Raw genomic sequence first — 17917 nt, 5'->3', positions numbered from 1 at the left:
GTCCTCCTGTGGTTCGAACGGCCTCGGTGCCGCTGGAAAGCCTACGACCGGTCGTCCATGCTCGGTACACGCACCTGTAACAGGTTTAGTGCAAGATGGGCCCATGGACAGGCAGCAGGAGTTCGTGCTCCGCACGGTCGAGGAGCGCGACATCCGCTTCATCCGGCTTTGGTTCACCGATGTGCTCGGCGTGCTGAAGTCGGTAGCTGTGGCACCCGCCGAGCTCGAGTCGGCGTTCAGCGAGGGCATCGGCTTCGACGGCAGCGCCATCGAGGGGCTCACCCGGGTCTTCGAGGCCGACATGGTCGCCAAGCCGGACCCGACCACCTTCCAGGTGCTCCCGTGGCGCGGCGAGCGGCACGGTACGGGCCGCATGTTCTGCGACATCCTGACGCCGGACGGGCAGCCGTCGCTGGCGGACTCGCGCAACGTGCTCAAGCGCACCCTCGCCAAGGCGAGCGACCGCGGGTTCACCTTCTACACGCACCCCGAGGTCGAGTTCTACCTGTTCAACCAGCTCACCAAGGCTGACCCGAAGCTCGAGCCGGTCGACCAGGGCGGGTACTTCGACCACCTGGCCCGGGGATCGACGCACGACTTCCGCCGTGCCGCGATCACGATGCTCGAGTCCATGGGCATCTCGGTCGAGTTCTCGCACCACGAGGCCGGCCCCGGCCAGAACGAGATCGACCTGCGGTACGCCGACGCGCTGACCACCGCGGACAACCTCATGACGTTCCGCACCGTGGTGAAGGAGGTGGCGCTCGAGCAGGGCGTGTTCGCGTCCTTCATGCCCAAGCCGCTGGCCGACCAGCCCGGCTCCGGCATGCACACGCACGTCTCGCTGTTCGAGGACGACCGCAACGCGTTCTACGAGCCCGGCGCCCAGTTCGAGCTGTCCAAGACGGCGCGCCAGTTCATCGCGGGCCTCATGGTGCACGCGGGTGAGATCACCGCGGTCACCAACCAGTACGTCAACAGCTACAAGCGGCTCTGGGGCGGGCAGGAGGCCCCGAGCTACGTGAGCTGGGGCCACAACAACCGCTCCGCGCTGGTCCGCGTGCCGATGTACAAGCCGGGCAAGGGCAACTCCGCGCGCATCGAGTACCGCGCGCTGGACTCCGCCGCCAACCCGTACCTCGCATTCGCCGTGATCCTCGCGGCCGGCCTCAAGGGCATCGAGGAGGGTTACGACCTCCTGGACCACACCGAGGACGACGTCTGGGAGCTGACGGCGGCCGAGCGCCGCGCGCTGGGCATCGCGCCGCTGCCGCGCGACCTCGACGAGGCCATCCAGTTCATGGAGAAGTCCGAGCTCGTGGCCGAGACCCTCGGCGAGCACGTCTTCGACTACTTCCTGCGCAACAAGCGCGAGGAGTGGGAGGCGTACAGCGCCCAGGTGACGCCGTTCGAGCTCAAGCGGTTCCTGCAGCTCTGACTCTCCAGCAGCTCTGACAGGGGTGCTGCACCCCCCGCCCGCGTCGTAGGGTCGGGGGGTGCAGAGCCGCCGACCCGAGACCCTGACGACCCACCTGATCCGGGCCGGGTTCGCCGACCTCACCCGGTCCGCCGCGCTGTGGCGCGACCCCGACCTGGTCGCCGTCCTGGACAGCGGCCCCCAGGGCAACGGGGCGGGCCACGCGGCCGGCCCCGACCGCGGTGCGGTCGTCCTGGAGCCCGCCGGCGTGGCGCTCCTGCGCTCGCTCGCGGGCGTCGCCGATCCCGACCTGGCGCTGCTGCAGCTCGTCCGGCTCGCGGCAGCCGCCCCGGACCGGCTGCGCCCGGTCCTCGCGGCCTTCGGCCCGACCGCCGCCCCGGACAACGGCGGCGGCTCCAACGGCGGCTCCACCAACGGCGGCGGCTCCAACGGCGGCAACGGCGGCACGGACAACGGGTCCGACGACGACGCACCCCGCCCGACCGCCGTCGACCGGCTGCTGCGCGTGCTGGGCTCGTCCTCGGCGCTCGGCGACGAGCTCGTCCGCCACCCCGCGCTGCTCGACCTGATCCGCGACCTCGCCCCGGGCACCGGCGTCCCCGCCGAGGCCGTCCGCGCCGAGCTGCTGCGCGCCGTCGACGCCGACCAGGACTCCACCGAGCCCGTCGCGGGCACCCACGCCCAGCCGGGGCAGACGGCGCCGGACGAGGGCGCCTCGCCGTCGTACACCGACCGGCTGCGCCGCGCCTACCGCGCCCGCCTGCTGCGGATCGCGGCCACGGACGTCACCGCGCCCGAGCCGACGGCGGTGCTGCCCGCGGTCGCGGCGGCGCTCGCGGACCTGGCGGCCGCCGCGCTGGAGGGCGCGCTGGCCGTGGCGCGCTCCGAGGAGGAGGACCACGCGGCCGGCGTCCGCCTGGCTGTGCTCGGCATGGGCAAGACCGGCGGCCGGGAGCTGAACTACATCTCGGACGTGGACGTCATCTACGTGGCCGAGCCGGGCGTGCTGCCCGACGGCGCGCCCGCGTGCGACGAGGACCACGCCCTGCGGGTCGCCACGCGGCTGGCGGGCCGCCTGGCGCAGGTGTGCTCGGGCGCGTCGGCGGAGCCCGCGCTGTGGCAGGTCGACGCGGCACTGCGGCCGGAGGGCAAGCAGGGGCCGCTCGTGCGCACCCTGGCCAGCCACGTCGCGTACTACGAGCGGTGGGCCGTGACGTGGGAGTTCCAGGCGCTGCTCAAGGCGCGTCCGGTGGCGGGCGACCTGGCGCTGGGGGAGGAGTACACGGCCGCCGTCGGGCCGCTGGTGTGGCAGGCCGTGGAGCGGCCCAACTTCGTCGAGGACGCCCGCGCGATGCGCAAGCGCGTCGAGGGCAACGTGCCGGTGGCGGAGGCCGACCGGCAGATCAAGCTCGGCAAGGGTGGCCTGCGCGACGTCGAGTTCACCGTGCAGCTCCTGCAGCTCGTGCACGGGCGCGCGGACGAGGACATCCGCTCGAGGACCACGCTCGACGCGCTGGCGGCCCTGTCCCGGGGCGGTTATGTGGGGCGCGAGCACGCCCGCCGGATGGGCGAGTGCTACCGGTTCCTGCGGGCGCTGGAGCACCGGATCCAGCTCTTCCGCCTGCGCCGCACCCACCTCATGCCGACCGCGGAGGCGGAGCTGCGACGGCTGGCCCGCGGGCTGGGGCAGGGCGGCGCGGACGACCTGGTCAAGACCTGGCGGTCCGTGCGGCGCGAGGTGCGCGACCTGCACGAGGCCGTCTACTACCGGCCGCTGCTGCCGGCCACGGCGCTGCTGTCCACGAGCGAGGCGTCGCTCGCGCCGCGGGCGGCGATGGCCCGGTTCGCGGCGATCGGATACCGCGACCCGGCCGGCGCGATGCGCCACGTCCAGGCCCTGACCGACGGCGTCTCGCGGCGCGCGGCGATCCAGCGCCAGCTCCTGCCGGTGCTGCTCGGCTGGTTCGCCGAGGGCGCCGACCCGGACGAGGGGCTGCTCGCGTTCCGCAAGCTGTCGGACACCCTGGGCTCCACCCACTGGTACCTGCGGCTGCTGCGCGATTCCGCGGAGGCGGCGTCCCACCTGGCCCAGGTGCTGTCCTCGTCGCGCTATCTCGCGGAAGCGATCGGCAGGTCGCCCGAGTCGGTGCGCTGGCTGGCGCAGTCCGACTCGCTGGCACCCCGGGGCGCGCGGCGGCTGGCCGCGGAGGCGGATGCGCTGCTCGGTCGGGCGCAGGAGGTGGACGCGGCCACGGTCGCGCTGCGCGCGCTGCGCCGCCGCGAGCTGGCTCGCACGGGCGTCGCCGAGGTGCTGGGCGAGCTCGGGCCGGTCGACGCCGCGCGGGCCATCTCGGACGCCGCCGACGTCGTCCTGGCGGGTGGGCTGCGCATCGCGGAGCACGAGGCGCGCGGCGAGCGGAACATCGCGCGCGGGGACGAGCCTGCCCGGCTGCTCATCGTCGCGATGGGCCGGCTCGGCGGCCAGGAGATGGGGTACGGCTCCGACGCCGACATCATGTTCGTCTACGAGGCGGTGGGCGGCGCCGGCGACAAGGAGGCCAACGACTACGCCCTGACGGTCGCGAAGGGCATGCGGCGGATCCTCACCGCCGTCGGGCCGGAGCCGGGCCTGCCCGTGGACGCCGACCTGCGGCCCGAGGGCCGCAGCGGGCCCCTGGTGCGCTCCTTCGACTCCTACGTGGAGTACTACGGCCGCTGGTCCTCGCCCTGGGAGGCGCAGGCGCTGCTGCGGGCGCGCGCCCTGTCGGGCACGCTCAGCGTGGTCGCGGCGGGTGGCCCGGACGAGGGCGCCGTGGCGGCCTCACTGTCCGACGGCGGGGGCGAGCTGCCGGACGGCGGGAGCGAGCTCGACCTGGGACCTGGCGCCGAGGGTGGCCGGTCGCTGGGTGCGCGGTTCACGGAGCTCGTCGACCCCCTGCGCTACCCGGAGGGCGGGCTGGACGCCGCGGTGCTGCGCGAGGTGCGGCGCATCAAGGCGCGCGTCGAGTCGGAGCGCCTGCCGCGCGGGGCCGACCCGGCGCGACACCTGAAGCTGGGCCGGGGCGGGGTCTCCGACGTCGAGTGGACCGTCCAGCTCCTGCAGCTCCAGCACGCGTACGAGGTGCCGGGCCTGCGGACCACGGGGACCGTCTCGGCGCTCCAGGCCGCGAACGAGGCCGGTCTGCTGACCGACGACGATGCCGAGGTGCTGCTGGAGGCCTGGGTGCTCGCGTCGCGGCTGCGGTCGGCGATCGTGCTGTGGTCCGGACGGACGACGGGCGCCGGCGTCGACATGCTGCCGCACGACAGCCACGCCCTGACCGGCATCGCCCGGCTGCTCGGCGACGTCGGCACGGGCCCGGAGCTGGAGGAGCTGTACCTGCGGCTGGCCCGGCGGGCGCGCGCCGTGATGGAGCGCATCTTCTACGGCGCGGAGTAGCTCCCGGACCGGCGGTTGGTCACGGGGCGGGCGGCGTCGGTCAGGCCGTCAGGCCCGCGCGGGTCGCGACCTCCTTGGCGACCTCGGCCGGTTGCAGGCTCGTCGTGTCGACCACCTGGGTGCGCGCGGTGAGCCAGGGCAGGGCCGCGCGGTAGTCGGCGGCCCGGTGGCGGCGCCAGCCCGCGCCGTCGTCGTCGATCTTGATCTCCTCGATGAAGGAGCTCGTGACCGTGTCGCCGGCGATGCGGCGCTCGTGCTCGTCGGGGGTGCAGTCCAGGGTGAACGCCGTGAGCTCGACCCCGGCGGCCGCGAGACCCGAGGTGATCTCGTCCCAGTACTGCTCCACGACCACGGTCTGCGGGGCGATGACGGTGCGTCCGGTGTAGCGGTCCAGCGACGTCAGCGCCGCCACGACCAGCTCGCGCCACGGCCGCCAGTCCTGGAAGTCGCTCACCGGTTCGATGCCCGACAGCGTGGGGACGATCGGCGGGCCCATCGACTCCGGGTCGAACACCACCGCCTCCGGCAGGAGGGCGTCGAGCTCCGCCGCCGTCGTGGTCTTGCCTCCGCCAAAGGGTCCGTTCAGCCACACGATCATCCGGGCAGGCTAGCGCGGCTCCGCCGGCCGTGGCGGCCGCCGCCCCGGTGTTGACCACAGCAGCTGCTGCCACGACAGGGCCCCTCCTGGCAGCAGCTGCTGTGCTCAACGCCCTGGTGACCGGGATAAAGGGCGGGACCCGGGAGCGGGTGGTCGTTAGCGTGGCGGCGTGGCCGCTCCTCTTCCGTTCCGACCGATCCCGCTGGAGCTCGACGACGTCCGGTACGAGCTCGGGCCTGACTCGCTACGGCGGGCTGACGTCCCGCCGGGCGTCACCGTCGAGCTGCTCCTCGACGACAGCGCCGTCTACCCCGGCACGACCCGCCGCGTGTGGATCCACGCGCCCGCCGGCGTCGGCTCGGCCGCCGTCGACCCCGCGGCCGTCGACCCCGCAGCCGTCGACCCCGCAGCCGTCGAGCCTGCTGAAGTTGCCGGACCCGCCGCGCCCGTCGGGCTCGTCGTGCTCCAGGACGGCTGGTGGTACCTCGACCCCGACGGCGACGTCCGCGGCGGCATCGTGCTGGACAACCTGGTGCACGACGGCGCGATCCCGCCGACCATCGGCGTCTTCGTCGACCCGGGCGTCTTCCCCGACCGCGCGGATCCCGCCGAGCGCAAGAACCGCAACACCGAGTACGACGCCGCCGACGACCGCTACGTCACGTTCCTGCTGACCGAGGTGATCCCCGAGGTCCGCCGCCGGTATGCGGTGACCGACGACCCGGACCACTGGGCCGTCGTGGGCGGCAGCAGCGGCGGGAACTGCGCGTTCACCGTCGCCTGGCACCGCCCGGACCGGTTCCGCCGCGTCGTTGCCTTCCTGTCGAGCTTCGCCCAGATGCCCGGCGGCAACCCCTACCCCGCCGCGCTCGCCGAGGAGCCGCGCAAACCGCTGCGGATCTTCCTCCAGGCCGGGCACCGCGACCTCGGCTGGAACCGGCCCGAGCGGAACTGGCTCGCCGAGAACCTGCGGGTCGCCGCGGCGCTCGCGGAAGCCGGCTACGACGTCCGGCTCGTGCTCGGCGACGGCGGCCACAACCCGAACCACGCCGGGGTGCTGCTGCCCGACGCGCTGCGCTGGGCCTGGCGGGACGCGCCGCCGTCCGCCCGGGCTGCCGTCTCGCTGCCCGCCCGAACGACCGCCTCGTCGTCCGACCCGAACATCGCCCAGACCACCGACTCGACCACCGGAGGAGCGCGCCCATGACCCGACCGGAGCCCCTGCCCGGCTGCCTCGTCCTCACGGGCACGCCCGGCGCCGGCAAGACGACCGTCTCCCAGCTCGTCGCCGAGCGGCTGCCGCGGGCCGCCCGGGTGGACGGCGACGTGTTCGGCCTGATGCTGGTCAGCGGCCGCGCGAACATGATCGACGACCAGGGTCGCTGGAACCCCGGGCCCGACGGCCTGACGCAGCTGCGGCTGCGCGCCACGGCCGCCTGCTCCACGGCGGACGACTTCGCGGAGGCCGGGTTCACGCCGGTGCTCGACACCGTCGTCGAGACGCGGGCGGAGCTGGGCTACCTCCACGGCCGGCTGCGGGCGCGGCCCCTGATGCTGGTGGTGCTGTGCCCGCCGCTGGAGGTGGCGCGGCACCGGAACGCGACGCGGGCACCCGAGACGCGCGTGGACTACGACGTCGCGCCGCTGGCCCGGAACCAGGACCGGGAGCTGGGCGACCTGGGCTGGTGGCTCGACTCCGGCGACCAGACGCCGGAGCAGACCGCCGACCTGATCGTCGCCGAGGCCGCGCGACGGGCTGTGGTGACCGAGGCGGACGTGGCGCGGCCGCGGCGCGGTGCCGACTGGCCGGGCTTCACAGCCGGCCTCGAATAAACCGTTGCCCCGACCCCGGCCAGGAGGGCAGGGTCGGGGCAACCCGAGAGATTGGAACACCGATGACAGCTGTCACGCCCCGTGCCCTGACCCACCTGACCACGGACGTGACTGCATTTGTCGTACCTCAACCTCGGGATCGTCGCTCATGTCGACGCCGGTAAGACCAGCCTGACCGAACGCCTGCTGTACCACGCGGGCGTGATCGACCGCCTCGGCTCCGTCGACGGCGGCGACACCCTGACCGACTCGCTCGCGCTGGAGCGCGAGCGGGGGATCACCATCCGCGCGTCCGTGGCGTCCTTCCCCGCGGGGGACGTCGCCGTCAACGTGCTGGACACGCCGGGCCACCCCGACTTCATCGCGGAGGTGGATCGCAGCCTCGCCGTGCTCGACGGCGTGGTCCTCGTGCTGTCCGCGGTCGAGGGCGTGCAGGCGCAGACGCTCGTGCTGATGCGCGCCCTGCAGCGGATGCGGCTGCCCGTGATCGTGTTCGTGAACAAGGTCGACCGGCGCGGCGCGCGTCCGGAGGCCGTGGTCGACGCCGTCGTGCGCCGCCTCAGCCCCGACGTCCTGCCGGTGCAGCGGGTGCTGGATGCCGGCACGCCCGCCGCCCGGGTGGAGCCCTTGCCCGACGACGGCCTGCGTGCCTGGCTCGCGGGGGAGTCCCGGCGGGGTGCCGCGCACCCCGTGCTGTTCGGGTCGGCGGTGACCGGCGTCGGCGTACCGGAGCTGGCCGCCGCGCTGGGTACGTACCTGCCCGTGGTCGCGGACGGCGGGGGACCGGCGGAGATCGAGGACGCGCCGTCCGGAGTCGTCTTCGCGATCGACCGGGAGAGCGGCCGTAAGCGGGCGTTCGTCCGGATGCGGTCGGGCGCTCTGCGGGTCCGCGACCGGATCGACCTGGGGCACGGGAAGTCCGAGCGGGTCACCGGGCTGCGCGTCGCGCACCGCGGCACGCTCGAACCGCGCTCGACGGCGCGGCCCGGCCAGATCGCCGTCGTGCACGGGCTGGCGACGGCGCGCGTCGGCGACGTCGTCGGGCCGCAGCGGCCCGGGGACGAGCGGGCGAGCCAGTTCCCGCCGCCCTCGTACGAGACCGTGGTGGACGCCTCGCCCGGCGAACGCGGGCGGCTGTACGCGGCGCTGTCCGAGCTGGCGGAGCAGGACCCGCTGATCAGGGTGCGGCGCCGCGACGAGGAGATCACGGTGTCGCTGTACGGCGAGGTCCAGCGGGAGGTGCTGGCCGCGATCCTGCAGCGGGAGTACCGGGTCGACGCGCGGTTCGGCGAGGTGCGGACGGCGCGCACGGAGCGGCTGGTCGGCACGGGGCACGCGCTGGAGGTCAAGAAGCAGGACGGCAACGAGTTCCACGCCACGATCGGGCTGAGGCTCGAGCCCGTGGCCCCGGGGAGCGGCGTGACGTTCGAGCTGGAGTGCGAGCGCGGGTCGATGCCGCCCGCGTTCTTCGAGGCGACCGAGGACACGGTGCGCCGTTCGCTCACGCGCGGACCGCTGCGATTCCCGGTGCCCGACGCGCGGGTGGTGATGACTCACTCGGGCTACTCGCCCCGGCAGAGCCACATGCACCAGAAGTTCAACAAGGCGATGTCCAGCACGGGGGCCGACTTCCGCGGGCTGGCTCCGCGTGTGCTCGCCACCGCCCTGCGCCGGGCGCGGACGGTGGTGTGCGAGCCGGTGCACCGGTTCGTGATCGAGCTGCCGGAGGACACCGTCGGACCCGTGGCCTCGCTGGTGGGCCGGCTGGGCGGGGTGCCGTTCGAGTCGCGCGTCGGGAACGGGGGCATCGTCGTCATGCGCGGCGAGCTCCCTGCTTCCGGTGTGGCGGCGCTCCAGCGGGACCTGCCGGGCCTGACCCACGGGGAGGGCATGTGCCGCACGGAGCACGACCGGTTCGAGCCGGTGCGGGAGGGGGCGCGCGAGGCGGCGCGGGCCCAGTGACCATGCGGTTGCTGCCAGGACCGACCTGGTCCTGGCAGCAGCTGCATGGTCAGCGGCGAGGGGACCACGCCCGGTACTCCGGGCGTGGGCGTCCGAACGCGAGTCCGTTCTCGTCGAGGGCGTTGTAGACGAGCACTCGACCGTTCTCGAGTGCGACGCCGACGGCGACCATGCCGTTCGCCAGGTCAGATCCTGATACCCGCCACTCCAGAAGCTCACCTGCGACAACTCGTCGCCCGTGCAGCCGCTGCAGGCCGGGGATCGCGTCATCTCGCCAGACGAGTTCGCTCTCAGGCCAGGTCACAGGGCGCAGAGCATCGATCGTGTTCCAGGTGATCGAGAGCTCGTCGAACTTGTTGTGCTGGATCTCCAACTGTTCGGCTCCGAAGTCGAGCACCACCGGCGCGTCGGCGAACCAGGAGTCGTCCTCGACGTCCCAGAGCACCCAGGCATGCGCGAGGGTACGGCCGAAGAGCGAACTCAGGCGTGCGCCGTGCGTCGCGGCGAACGTGCCGATCCCACGCTGATACACCGGCTCGTAGTCCTCGATCCCGAAGTACCTGTCCCACGGCGATGCGTCGTCTCGTTGTATGGAGCTGGGAGCTCCGCCATGTTGTTCGGCGCGATCCATGCGCCAGAGCCTAGGGGCGCGGCGGACTGACCGAGGGAAGTCAATCCCTCGACGCACGCTGGGCGAGTGCCCGGTCGAGGCTGACTTCCGGTCACGCGCACAGCGAAGGCTGTCTGCCGCGCGTCCGGCCTGGTAGCCTCCCTCCGATGATGACCTTCACGATCACCAGATTGGGGGTCCGGTACACCGAAGGTGAGTGCTGATGCACTCATCGAGGTCGACCGAGAACCTCCGGCTCCTCTCCTGGCAGCGGGTACGTGAGTACGCCGTACCGCCGCCGATGATCGAGATCTCCACGGCCCGCCGTCAGGTGGGCGACTGGTCGGGCGCTTGTGCCGCGGCACACGTCGACGTCGATCTGGATCTCCGTGCCCTTCGACGTCGTCACGGCGCTGAATTCACTGCCGCCGTCCGGGCGGACCTTCGTCACCTCGCACCCGACCTGCTGCGTTGGCACATGCCGCGAGTGCTGCCCGACGGCCTGCTCCGGCCCGCTACCAGCTGCACGCTCGCCCGGTACCACCTGCCCGACGGCGGCACCGGGCACCTGGTGGTCCGGACGCCGCCCGCGTGGGCGGCCGGGCCGCAACGGATGAGCCTGGCATGGTGGGACGCCGCCGACGCGGCGGCGCCGCATCCCGACCGGCGATTCCGGCTCGACCTGCACCGGCACCTCTGGGATGCGCGGCGCAGCGACGAGCTCGCCGAACGAGCCGGGCGAGCGCCGGACGCCACAACCCCGGTCAGGCCCGACCCGGCCGTGGCTACGCCGTCGGACTGGGCGGTGACCCGGTGGGCGACTGAAGCCACACTCCTCGTCGAGTCGGACGGCGTGCCTGATAGCGGCGTCGTGGTACATCTGGGCGCGAGGCGCTTGGTCCTCCGCCGGGACCACGACGGAACCCCGCGGCCGCCGACGCCCGAAGACCTGGCGGACCTTCTCGACGAGGGCCGGCTCTCCGGAACGCCCCGGGCCAGACGACGTCGGGTCCCCGGCGTCGCGGTGCTCCCGAACGCCGCGACCTGGGTGCCACCCGACATCCTGCTCCTGCGGTCTGGGTTGATCGCGCCCGGCGACCTGCACCCGCTCGTCGCCCATGCGCTGGCTCCCGGAAGCATCCGCAGCCGGCGCCCCCAGCCGGCGCCGGGCACACGACAGGTCGAGTGCCGCGGCGCGCTGCACCGACTGGCGGTCGTCGACGGCGTCCTCACCGCCCTCGACCACCCTCCCGACGAGGTCCGGCGCGAGGAGCTGTTGGCGCGGCTCGGCGGCACGCCGCTGCCCTGCCTTCACGTCATCGACCAGCTGCACCGTGCGCCGACGGCGCTCGCGGACGTGCGCGCACGACTCGACCACGGCGACGTCGAATCCGCCCTGGCCGTCGTCGAGAACCTCCTGGGTGCCGAGGCAGTGCTCCGGGCCGGCGACCTCCAGGACGAGCTGGCCGCGGTTGCGGCCGGACGAGTCGCGTACGGCGCATACCGGGCGGGCCTTCTGCCGCTGTTGCTCGACATCGACCCCGAGGTTCCGCCCGATCCGTATGCCCGCTCCGACCGAGACTTCCGTGCGTCCGTCGTGGCTTCCTCCACACCCCGCCGTCGGCGCAACCGGCACACCCGCCGCCTTCTCGCGGCGTCCCACTGACCGACCCTGCCCCAGGCCGGACCTCTACCACTCACAGGTGACTCATGACTTCACAGCTCTCCGTTGCTTCCGACCTCCTGTCCCTGCTCACCGGCTCGACCACCGAACCACGGCCCGAACCACAGCTCACCGCACTCGCGCTGGCGGTGGCCGCCGACGTCCCCGTGCTCCTGTGGGGCGAACCGGGCATCGGCAAGACCTCGGCGATCACGCAGCTCGCCGACTCCCTGGCTCTGCCCCTGACTACCGTCATCGCGAGCGTGCACGAGCCGTCCGACTTCAACGGCCTCCCGGTCATCGGTGACGACCCGGCGCGTCTCGGCGTGCCGATGGCTCCGCCGGGCTGGGCGGTCCGCCTGGCCGACGCCGGTCGGGGGCTGCTCTTCCTCGACGAGCTGTCGACGGCCCCGCCTGCCGTACAGGCGGCCCTCCTGCGGGTCGTCCTGGAACGCCAGGTCGGGGCGCTTCGGCTACCCGACGGCGTCCGCATCGTGGCCGCGGCGAACCCGCGAGGCTCGGCCGCCGACGGCTGGGAGTTGAGTGCTCCCCTGGCCAACCGGTTCGTCCACCTGCCCTGGCGGCACGACCCCGACGTCGTCGTCCGCGGGCTGAGGGGGACCTGGCCGAGCGCTGTGCTGCCCCGGCTGGACGCGGAGAACCTGCCCGATGCCGTGGCCTTCGCCCGTCGAGCAGTGGGCACCTTCCTGGAGGCGCGGCCCGCGCTCATGCACCAGCTGCCGACCACCGAGACTCGTCGCGGCGGCGCCTGGCCGTCGCCGCGCAGCTGGGAGACGGCGCTGCGTCTCATCGCGTTCGCCACGGCAGCGGACGTGGACCGCGACGTTCTCTCGCTGCTGGTCAAGGGCGCCGTGGGGGACGGGCCGGGCTTCGAGCTGCTGGCGGCGATCGACCGGCTCGACCTGCCCGATCCGGAGACACTCCTCGCCGACCCTGCCTCGGCTGTCCTGCCCGAGCGGGGGGACCTGCGGCTGGCGGTCCTGGACGCCGTCGTGCTGGCGGTGAAGAAGCGGCCGGACGAGGGCCGGTGGACCGCGGCGTGGGAGGTGCTCGTCCGGGCGCTGGAGACCGGCGCGCCCGACCTGCTCGTCACGCCGGTCATGACGCTCTCGACGCTCCGCCGACCGGACTGGAACGTCCCCGCCGCGATCGAACGGCTCGCGGTGGCGGTACCCCTCGGCAAGCACGCCGGCCTGCTGCCCGTGAGCGCGTGACCACGAACATGGATACCGAGAAGCTGTATGCGGCCCGGCTCAGGGCCTGTCACCTGCGCCCTTATCTGGCGACCGCACTGTTCGCCCTGGAGGTGGTGCCGACCTCGACGGTGCCGACCATGGCCGTCGACAGGTACTGGCGCTGCTACGTCTCGCCGGCTTTCGTCGCCCGGACGCCGCTGGACGAGCTCGCCGGGGTGTGGGTGCACGAGGTCTCCCACCTGTTGCGTGACCACCACGGTCGCGGCAACCACCTTGTGGCGGCCCGGACGGGCTCCGAGGCGCGTGTCCGGCGGTTCCAGATCAACCTGGCCGCGGACTGCGAGATCAATGACGACATCGTCGACGATGACCTGCCCCTGCCGTCGGGTGCTGTCACTCCTGGCCGGCTGCATCTGAAGCCGGGCCTGCTCCTGGAGGAGTACGTCGACGACATCAGCCCTGGTCCCTTGACCGACCCGCACGCCTGGCACGACTGCGGTAGCGGCGCGGACGGGCAGGACCGGGCCTGGGACCTGGGGGAGGGAAGCTTCCAGGGCCTGTCCGAGTCGGAGCGTCAGGCTGTCCGGTTCCGCGTCGCGCGTGGGATCATCGGGGCACCCGGTGACGCGCCCGCGGGGTGGCAGCGCTGGGCCAACGAGGTCGTCCATCCGCCGCAGGCCTGGCGCGACCTGCTGGGCGCCGCCCTTCGCTCGGCGGTGACCAGCAGCGGCGTCGGCGACAACTACACCTACGGGCGTCCCGGTCGGAGGAGCGCGTCGCTGCCCGGGGTGATCCTGCCCAGCCTGCGCCGCAGGCCGCCGCGGGTCAGCGTGGTCATCGACACGTCCGGATCGGTGAGCGACGACGAGCTCGGCACCGCACTCCTGGAGGTCTCCGCGATCCTGAAGGCGGTGGGCGGACGGCGCGACCTGGTGACGGTGTTGTCGTGCGACGCGGCCGTGCACACGGTCGGTCGCCTCTGCGAGACGGAGGGCATGTCGCTCGTCGGCGGCGGGGGCACGGACCTGACGACGGGAATGACGGCAGCCCTTGGCCGTCACCCGAAGCCTGACGCGCTCGTGGTGCTGACCGACGGCCAGACGGCGTGGCCCTCCGCCAGGCCGTCGTGCCGGACCGTGGTGGGGCTGTTCCCCCGCCCCAGCGACTGGAGCGAGGACCATGACTACCAGCCCCCGTCGCCGCCGTCGTGGGCCCGGGTCGTGCGCATCGGCTGATCCGATGCCTGGCCCGTCCGGCCCTGGCAGCCCGGACATATTGACCATGCAGTTGCTGCCAGGCTCGGCCCGATCCTGGCAGCAACTGCATGGTCCGAAATGTCGGGCGTCATCGAACCCGTGGCATCGCGGACCGCGACGGCGGTGGCCGCTTTGACCGCGTTGACAAACATGTGCACCTCCTGGCGAACGGTCGCCCAGGAGCGCAGCGCCGTTGTCGTCGCGGCGAAGCAGGATCCGATCGTCCACAATCCGTCTCCGGTGTTGATGATCTGCACAGCGCCCGGAACGTCGTAGGTCATGGATTCGAACCTGAAATCGTCTGCCGGTTCGCCCCGGGTCACGGCCCAAAGGCCAAGGGCCCAGGCCAGCTCGGCCACGGGGAAGGACGGCTCGGCGAAGACCACGTGCTCGCCGTCCTGGATGGTGAGATCGGCCTCCACATCGACGAGCACCTCCGCGCGGGTCAGAGCAGCCAGTCCGGCCGACGCTGTCAGATGGTCGATACGACGGGATAGGTCGGGTGCACCAACGGGTCCGAAACGCAGGATCGGCAACGGCGTTTCCGCGGGGTGTTCCATCGGCGCCAGGCTCCTTCGTCGCAGGGCGCAGCGGGAGCTGCTCGGTCGGGATCATCTCAGAGCTGAGCACCTGATCGAGCAGGCGTGAGAACGCCGCAGTGCGAGCTCGGAACCAGGAGACTTCGAGATGCGGCGGCGCCGTACCCGACCCTGGGCGACCTGGATCCGCCCCGCTCACGCCACCCGCGCCACCCCCGCGGCCGGTGGCACCCGGGGCGCCCCGCCGCCGTCCGCCCGCGCCCGCAGGAACACCTTGATGACCTCCTCGATCACCAGCAGGCTCAGTGCCAGCGCGATGCAGATACCCCACTGCTGCCCGTCCAGCCCCGTGGTGCCGAAGATCCGTTCGAGCAGGTCGATCGCGGTGACCGCGATGATCGCCAGCAGTGCCAGGCCGTACCGCCGCAGCTGGGCGGCGCCCGGTATGGCGTCGCGGTCGAAGATCGTGCCGAGCTGGTCGCGGGACAGCAAGCCTGCGACCACGTGGAAGAGCGACAGCGTGGTGAGCAGCATGGTGGCCGCGACGATCGGGCCGCTCAGGCTCAAGCCGATCTGGTACGCCCAGAGCGACCCGGCCGTCATCACGGCACCCTGCACGCAGAGCCGGACCCACGCCGTCCGAGAGAGCACCGGCGCCCCGACCGGGCGCGGGGGCCGGTCCATCAGGCCCTTGGTCGGCCGGTCGAAGCCGAGCGCGATCGCGATCGGGATGTCGACGACCATGTTGAGCCACAGGATCTGCAGGGGGTTGAGCGGCGTGCCGGCCGCGATGTTCAGGATGCCGGCGAGCAGGAAGATCGCGATGTAGGCGACCAGCGTGGACATCTGGAAGCGCAGGTACTTCACGAGGTTGTCGTAGAGGCTGCGGCCGTAGGAGACGGCGCCCACGATGGTCGCGAAGTTGTCGTCCGTCAGGATCATCACCGCGGCCTCCTTCGAGACCTCGGTACCGGTGATGCCCATGGCGACGCCGATGTCGGCGGCCTTAAGCGCGGGCGCGTCGTTGACGCCGTCGCCCGTCATCGAGACTACGTTGCCCGAGCGCTTGAGGAGCTGCACGAGCCGGATCTTGTCCTCCGGCGCCACGCGCGCGATCACCCCGATGTCGTGGAGCTGGGCCAGCAGCTCGTCGTCGGTCAGGTCCGCGAACTCGTTGCCCGTCAGGGCGCGGCCCTCGATGCCGAGCTCCGTGGCGATCGCCGCGGCGGTGGTGGCGTGGTCGCCGGTGATCATCCGCACCCGGATCCCCGCGGAACGGCACTCGGCGATCGCCGCCTTCGCCTCCGGACGCGGTGGGTCCACGATGCCCACCATCGCGAGCAGCGTCAGGTCGGTGACCAGGGCGATCAGGTTCCGGCCGCTGACGCGCGCCGCCTCGAACGTCGCGGGGTCGACGTCCCGCTGGGCGACGACCATCACCCGCTCCCCGGAGTTCGCCATCCGGTCGTTCGCGTCGAGCGCCAGGCCGCGGTTCTGGTCGGTGATCGGCACCACGGCGCCGTCGGGCGACCGGTAGGCGGCGCCGCGGCCGATCAGCACGTCCGGCGCACCCTTGACGTAGCAGCGCACCACGGGACGTCCGGCGTCGTCGGCCATCTCGTGGAAGGTGGCCATGAACTTGTACTCCGAGTCGAACGGCACCTCGGCGACGCGCGGGAAGTCGCGGCGGGTCTCGTCGATGTCCAGGCCGCCCTTGGCGCCGAGCACGATCAGTGCGCCCTCGGTGGGGTCGCCGATCAGGTTCTCGCCGTCGAGCACGGCGTCCGCGCACAGGACCATGGGCAGCAGGTACGGGTCGAGATCGATGCGCGAGCCGCCCACGTGCCTGATCTCGCCGGCGGTGCCGTAGCCCTCGCCCGTGACGGTGAATGCGTTCTGCCCGGGGATCGCGAGCTCGCGTGCGGTCATCTTGTTCAGCGTGAGTGTGCCCGTCTTGTCCGAGCAGATGGCCGACGTCGAGCCGAGCGTCTCCACCGCGGGCAGCCGCTTGACGATCGCGTGACGGCGGGCGATCTCGCGCGTGCCCATGGACAGCAGGGCGGTCACGACGGCGGGCAGTCCGGTCGGGATCGCGGCCACCGCCAGCGCCACGCCGGTGATGAACAGCGTGTCGAACGACTCGCCCCGCACGAGCCCCAGCACCACCACGAAGACCAGGGCGACGGCCGCGATGGTCGCGATGATCTTGGACAGGCCGTCGAGCTGCTTCTGCAGCGGCGTCTTGTCCGTCTCGGTGCCGGCCAGCAGGTTCGCGATGTGCCCGATCTCGGTGTTCATACCCGTCGCGGTGACCACCATCTCGCCGCGGCCGCGGGTGACCGCGGTGTTCATGTAGGCCATGCAGGTGCGGTCGCCCAGCGGGACGTCGTCGCCCGCCACCGGGTCGGTCGACTTGCCGACCGGAAGGCTCTCCCCGGTGAGTGCGGCCTCCTCGATCTCCAGGGTGGCGGCCAGCGTGATCCGGCCGTCGGCGGGCACGCGGTTGCCCGCCTCCACCAGGACGACGTCGCCCGGCACCAGCTCCCCGGCGTCGACCTCGACGGCCTGCCCGTCGCGCCGCACCCGCGCGACCGTCTTCATCATCTTGGCCAGCGCGGCGACGCTCTGCTCGGCCTTGGCCTCCTGCCGCAGGCCGATGACGGCGTTGAACAGCGTCAGCCCGGCCAGCACCAGCGAGGTGCCGACGTCGCCGGTGACCAGGAGGTTCACCACCGCCGCGACCAACAGGACGATCTGCATGAAGTCGCGGTACTGGCGCCCGAAGGCCTGCAGCGGCGACTCCTTCTTGGCCGCGGTCAGCCGGTTCGGCCCGTACATCTGGAGCCGCCGGCCCGCCTCGGCCGGGGGGAGCCCTTGCACCACGTCGACATGGAGCCGGTTGGCGACCTCGATCGCGTGGGTGGACGCCGGGTCCACCGAGATACGGCCCACGGTCCGCGACATGGTCGCCTCCAGCGCGCTCCTGCGGGCGCACCCCGGGGCAGGGCGGCGCCTCGTCCGCAAGGCCACGATGGCGGACGGCGGCCCGCGGGACCTCCCCCGAAACGGGCGACCGTGGTCCGGACCGGGGGTATCGGCGCACCACGGCGGCCTGACCAGGGGTGACGGCGGGGTGAAAGGGCGGTCCGGTGCCCTGGGCGCGTGCCACCATCGGACCAGGCTGCGCGTACCCCGGCCCCGGCAACGACGCCAAGGGATCCGGGACGGCGGTGGCGCCGACCCCAGGAGGCATCATGCGTCGGACTGCGGTAGCAGGCATCGCGGCCGGTGTCCTTGCCACGGTGTTGCTCACCACGACGTTGCTTGCCGGAGCGCCGGCGTCCGCCGCCCCGGGCGACCCG

12 protein-coding genes are annotated in these 17917 nt (G+C 72.8%); 8 read left to right on the top strand and 4 right to left on the bottom strand.

From position 1 onward, the window contains the following. The first annotated feature begins 103 nt into the window (after window positions 1–103). Window positions 104–1438, top strand: coding sequence for a glutamine synthetase family protein (locus ACZ7LE_RS13900; protein ID WP_470403845.1), 1335 nt, complete (start codon window positions 104–106; stop codon window positions 1436–1438). A 58-nt stretch (window positions 1439–1496) separates the two neighbouring features. Then, complete coding sequence (locus ACZ7LE_RS13895) at window positions 1497–4877, top strand: bifunctional [glutamine synthetase] adenylyltransferase/[glutamine synthetase]-adenylyl-L-tyrosine phosphorylase (RefSeq protein WP_470403844.1); 3381 nt, start codon at window positions 1497–1499, stop codon at window positions 4875–4877. A gap of 40 nt (window positions 4878–4917) precedes the next feature. Here the strand turns inward: ACZ7LE_RS13895 and ACZ7LE_RS13890 are convergent, their stop codons facing one another. Next, entirely contained in the window at window positions 4918–5475 is a 558-nt protein-coding gene (locus ACZ7LE_RS13890; protein WP_470403843.1) for a P-loop nucleotide/nucleoside kinase family protein, read from the bottom strand. A 169-nt stretch (window positions 5476–5644) separates the two neighbouring features. Here ACZ7LE_RS13890 and ACZ7LE_RS13885 point away from each other — a divergent pair, with 169 nt between their 5' ends. The 3 genes from ACZ7LE_RS13885 (at window position 5645) to ACZ7LE_RS13875 (ending at window position 9270) form a co-directional block, all read left to right on the top strand. Then, window positions 5645–6682: an alpha/beta hydrolase gene (locus ACZ7LE_RS13885; RefSeq protein ID WP_470403842.1), complete on the top strand. Its 1038-nt coding sequence runs from the start codon at window positions 5645–5647 to the stop codon at window positions 6680–6682. Further along, the gene (locus ACZ7LE_RS13880; RefSeq protein ID WP_470403841.1) at window positions 6679–7308 is read left to right on the top strand and encodes an AAA family ATPase; all 630 of its coding nucleotides are present in this window, start codon (window positions 6679–6681) and stop codon (window positions 7306–7308) included. The genes ACZ7LE_RS13885 and ACZ7LE_RS13880 overlap by 4 nt, the downstream gene beginning before the upstream one ends. 117 nt (window positions 7309–7425) lie before the next feature. Beyond that, window positions 7426–9270, top strand: a complete 1845-nt coding sequence (locus ACZ7LE_RS13875) for a GTP-binding protein (RefSeq protein WP_470403840.1) — start codon at window positions 7426–7428, stop codon at window positions 9268–9270. 49 nt (window positions 9271–9319) lie between these two features. Here the strand turns inward: ACZ7LE_RS13875 and ACZ7LE_RS13870 are convergent, their stop codons facing one another. Continuing rightward, a complete protein-coding gene (locus ACZ7LE_RS13870) occupies window positions 9320–9901 on the bottom strand; it encodes a hypothetical protein (RefSeq protein ID WP_470403839.1) in 582 nt (193 codons plus the stop codon). Between the two features lie 202 nt (window positions 9902–10103). Here ACZ7LE_RS13870 and ACZ7LE_RS13865 point away from each other — a divergent pair, with 202 nt between their 5' ends. From ACZ7LE_RS13865 to ACZ7LE_RS13855, 3 genes are read left to right on the top strand one after another with little or no spacing between them, the layout of a single operon-like run. Then, window positions 10104–11546: a hypothetical protein gene (locus ACZ7LE_RS13865; RefSeq protein WP_470403838.1), complete on the top strand. Its 1443-nt coding sequence runs from the start codon at window positions 10104–10106 to the stop codon at window positions 11544–11546. Window positions 11547–11590: 44 nt separating this feature from the next. Continuing rightward, entirely contained in the window at window positions 11591–12778 is a 1188-nt protein-coding gene (locus ACZ7LE_RS13860) for an AAA family ATPase (RefSeq protein WP_470403837.1), read from the top strand. Next, window positions 12775–13995: a vWA domain-containing protein gene (locus tag ACZ7LE_RS13855; RefSeq protein WP_470403836.1), complete on the top strand. Its 1221-nt coding sequence runs from the start codon at window positions 12775–12777 to the stop codon at window positions 13993–13995. Before ACZ7LE_RS13860 ends, ACZ7LE_RS13855 begins: the two co-directional genes overlap by 4 nt. Here the strand turns inward: ACZ7LE_RS13855 and ACZ7LE_RS13850 are convergent. Beyond that, a complete protein-coding gene (locus tag ACZ7LE_RS13850; RefSeq protein ID WP_470403835.1) occupies window positions 13944–14576 on the bottom strand; it encodes a DUF7878 domain-containing protein in 633 nt (210 codons plus the stop codon). The two genes, ACZ7LE_RS13855 and ACZ7LE_RS13850, sit on opposite strands and share 52 nt — an antisense overlap. Window positions 14577–14750: 174 nt before the next feature. Continuing rightward, complete coding sequence (locus ACZ7LE_RS13845; RefSeq protein ID WP_470403834.1) at window positions 14751–17519, bottom strand: cation-translocating P-type ATPase; 2769 nt, start codon at window positions 17517–17519, stop codon at window positions 14751–14753. Window positions 17520–17917 lie beyond the last annotated feature (398 nt).

Source organism: Promicromonospora sp. NPDC110617, assembly GCF_055598465.1.
The sequence above is the reverse complement of the archived record's forward strand: the minus strand, read 5'-3'. Positions and strand labels throughout refer to the sequence as shown.

Excerpts from the sequence above, each read along its gene's own strand:
- ACZ7LE_RS13900 (WP_470403845.1), top strand. The coding sequence starts at position 104 with ATGGACAGGCAGCAGGAGTTCGTGCTCCGCACGGTCGAGGAGCGCGAC.
- ACZ7LE_RS13890 (WP_470403843.1), bottom strand. The coding sequence starts at position 5,475 with ATGATCGTGTGGCTGAACGGACCCTTTGGCGGAGGCAAGACCACGACG.
- ACZ7LE_RS13880 (WP_470403841.1), top strand. The coding sequence starts at position 6,679 with ATGACCCGACCGGAGCCCCTGCCCGGCTGCCTCGTCCTCACGGGCACG.
- ACZ7LE_RS13870 (WP_470403839.1), bottom strand. The coding sequence starts at position 9,901 with ATGGATCGCGCCGAACAACATGGCGGAGCTCCCAGCTCCATACAACGA.
- ACZ7LE_RS13865 (WP_470403838.1), top strand. The coding sequence starts at position 10,104 with ATGCACTCATCGAGGTCGACCGAGAACCTCCGGCTCCTCTCCTGGCAG.
- ACZ7LE_RS13860 (WP_470403837.1), top strand. The coding sequence starts at position 11,591 with ATGACTTCACAGCTCTCCGTTGCTTCCGACCTCCTGTCCCTGCTCACC.
- ACZ7LE_RS13850 (WP_470403835.1), bottom strand. The coding sequence starts at position 14,576 with ATGGAACACCCCGCGGAAACGCCGTTGCCGATCCTGCGTTTCGGACCC.
- ACZ7LE_RS13845 (WP_470403834.1), bottom strand. The coding sequence starts at position 17,519 with ATGTCGCGGACCGTGGGCCGTATCTCGGTGGACCCGGCGTCCACCCAC.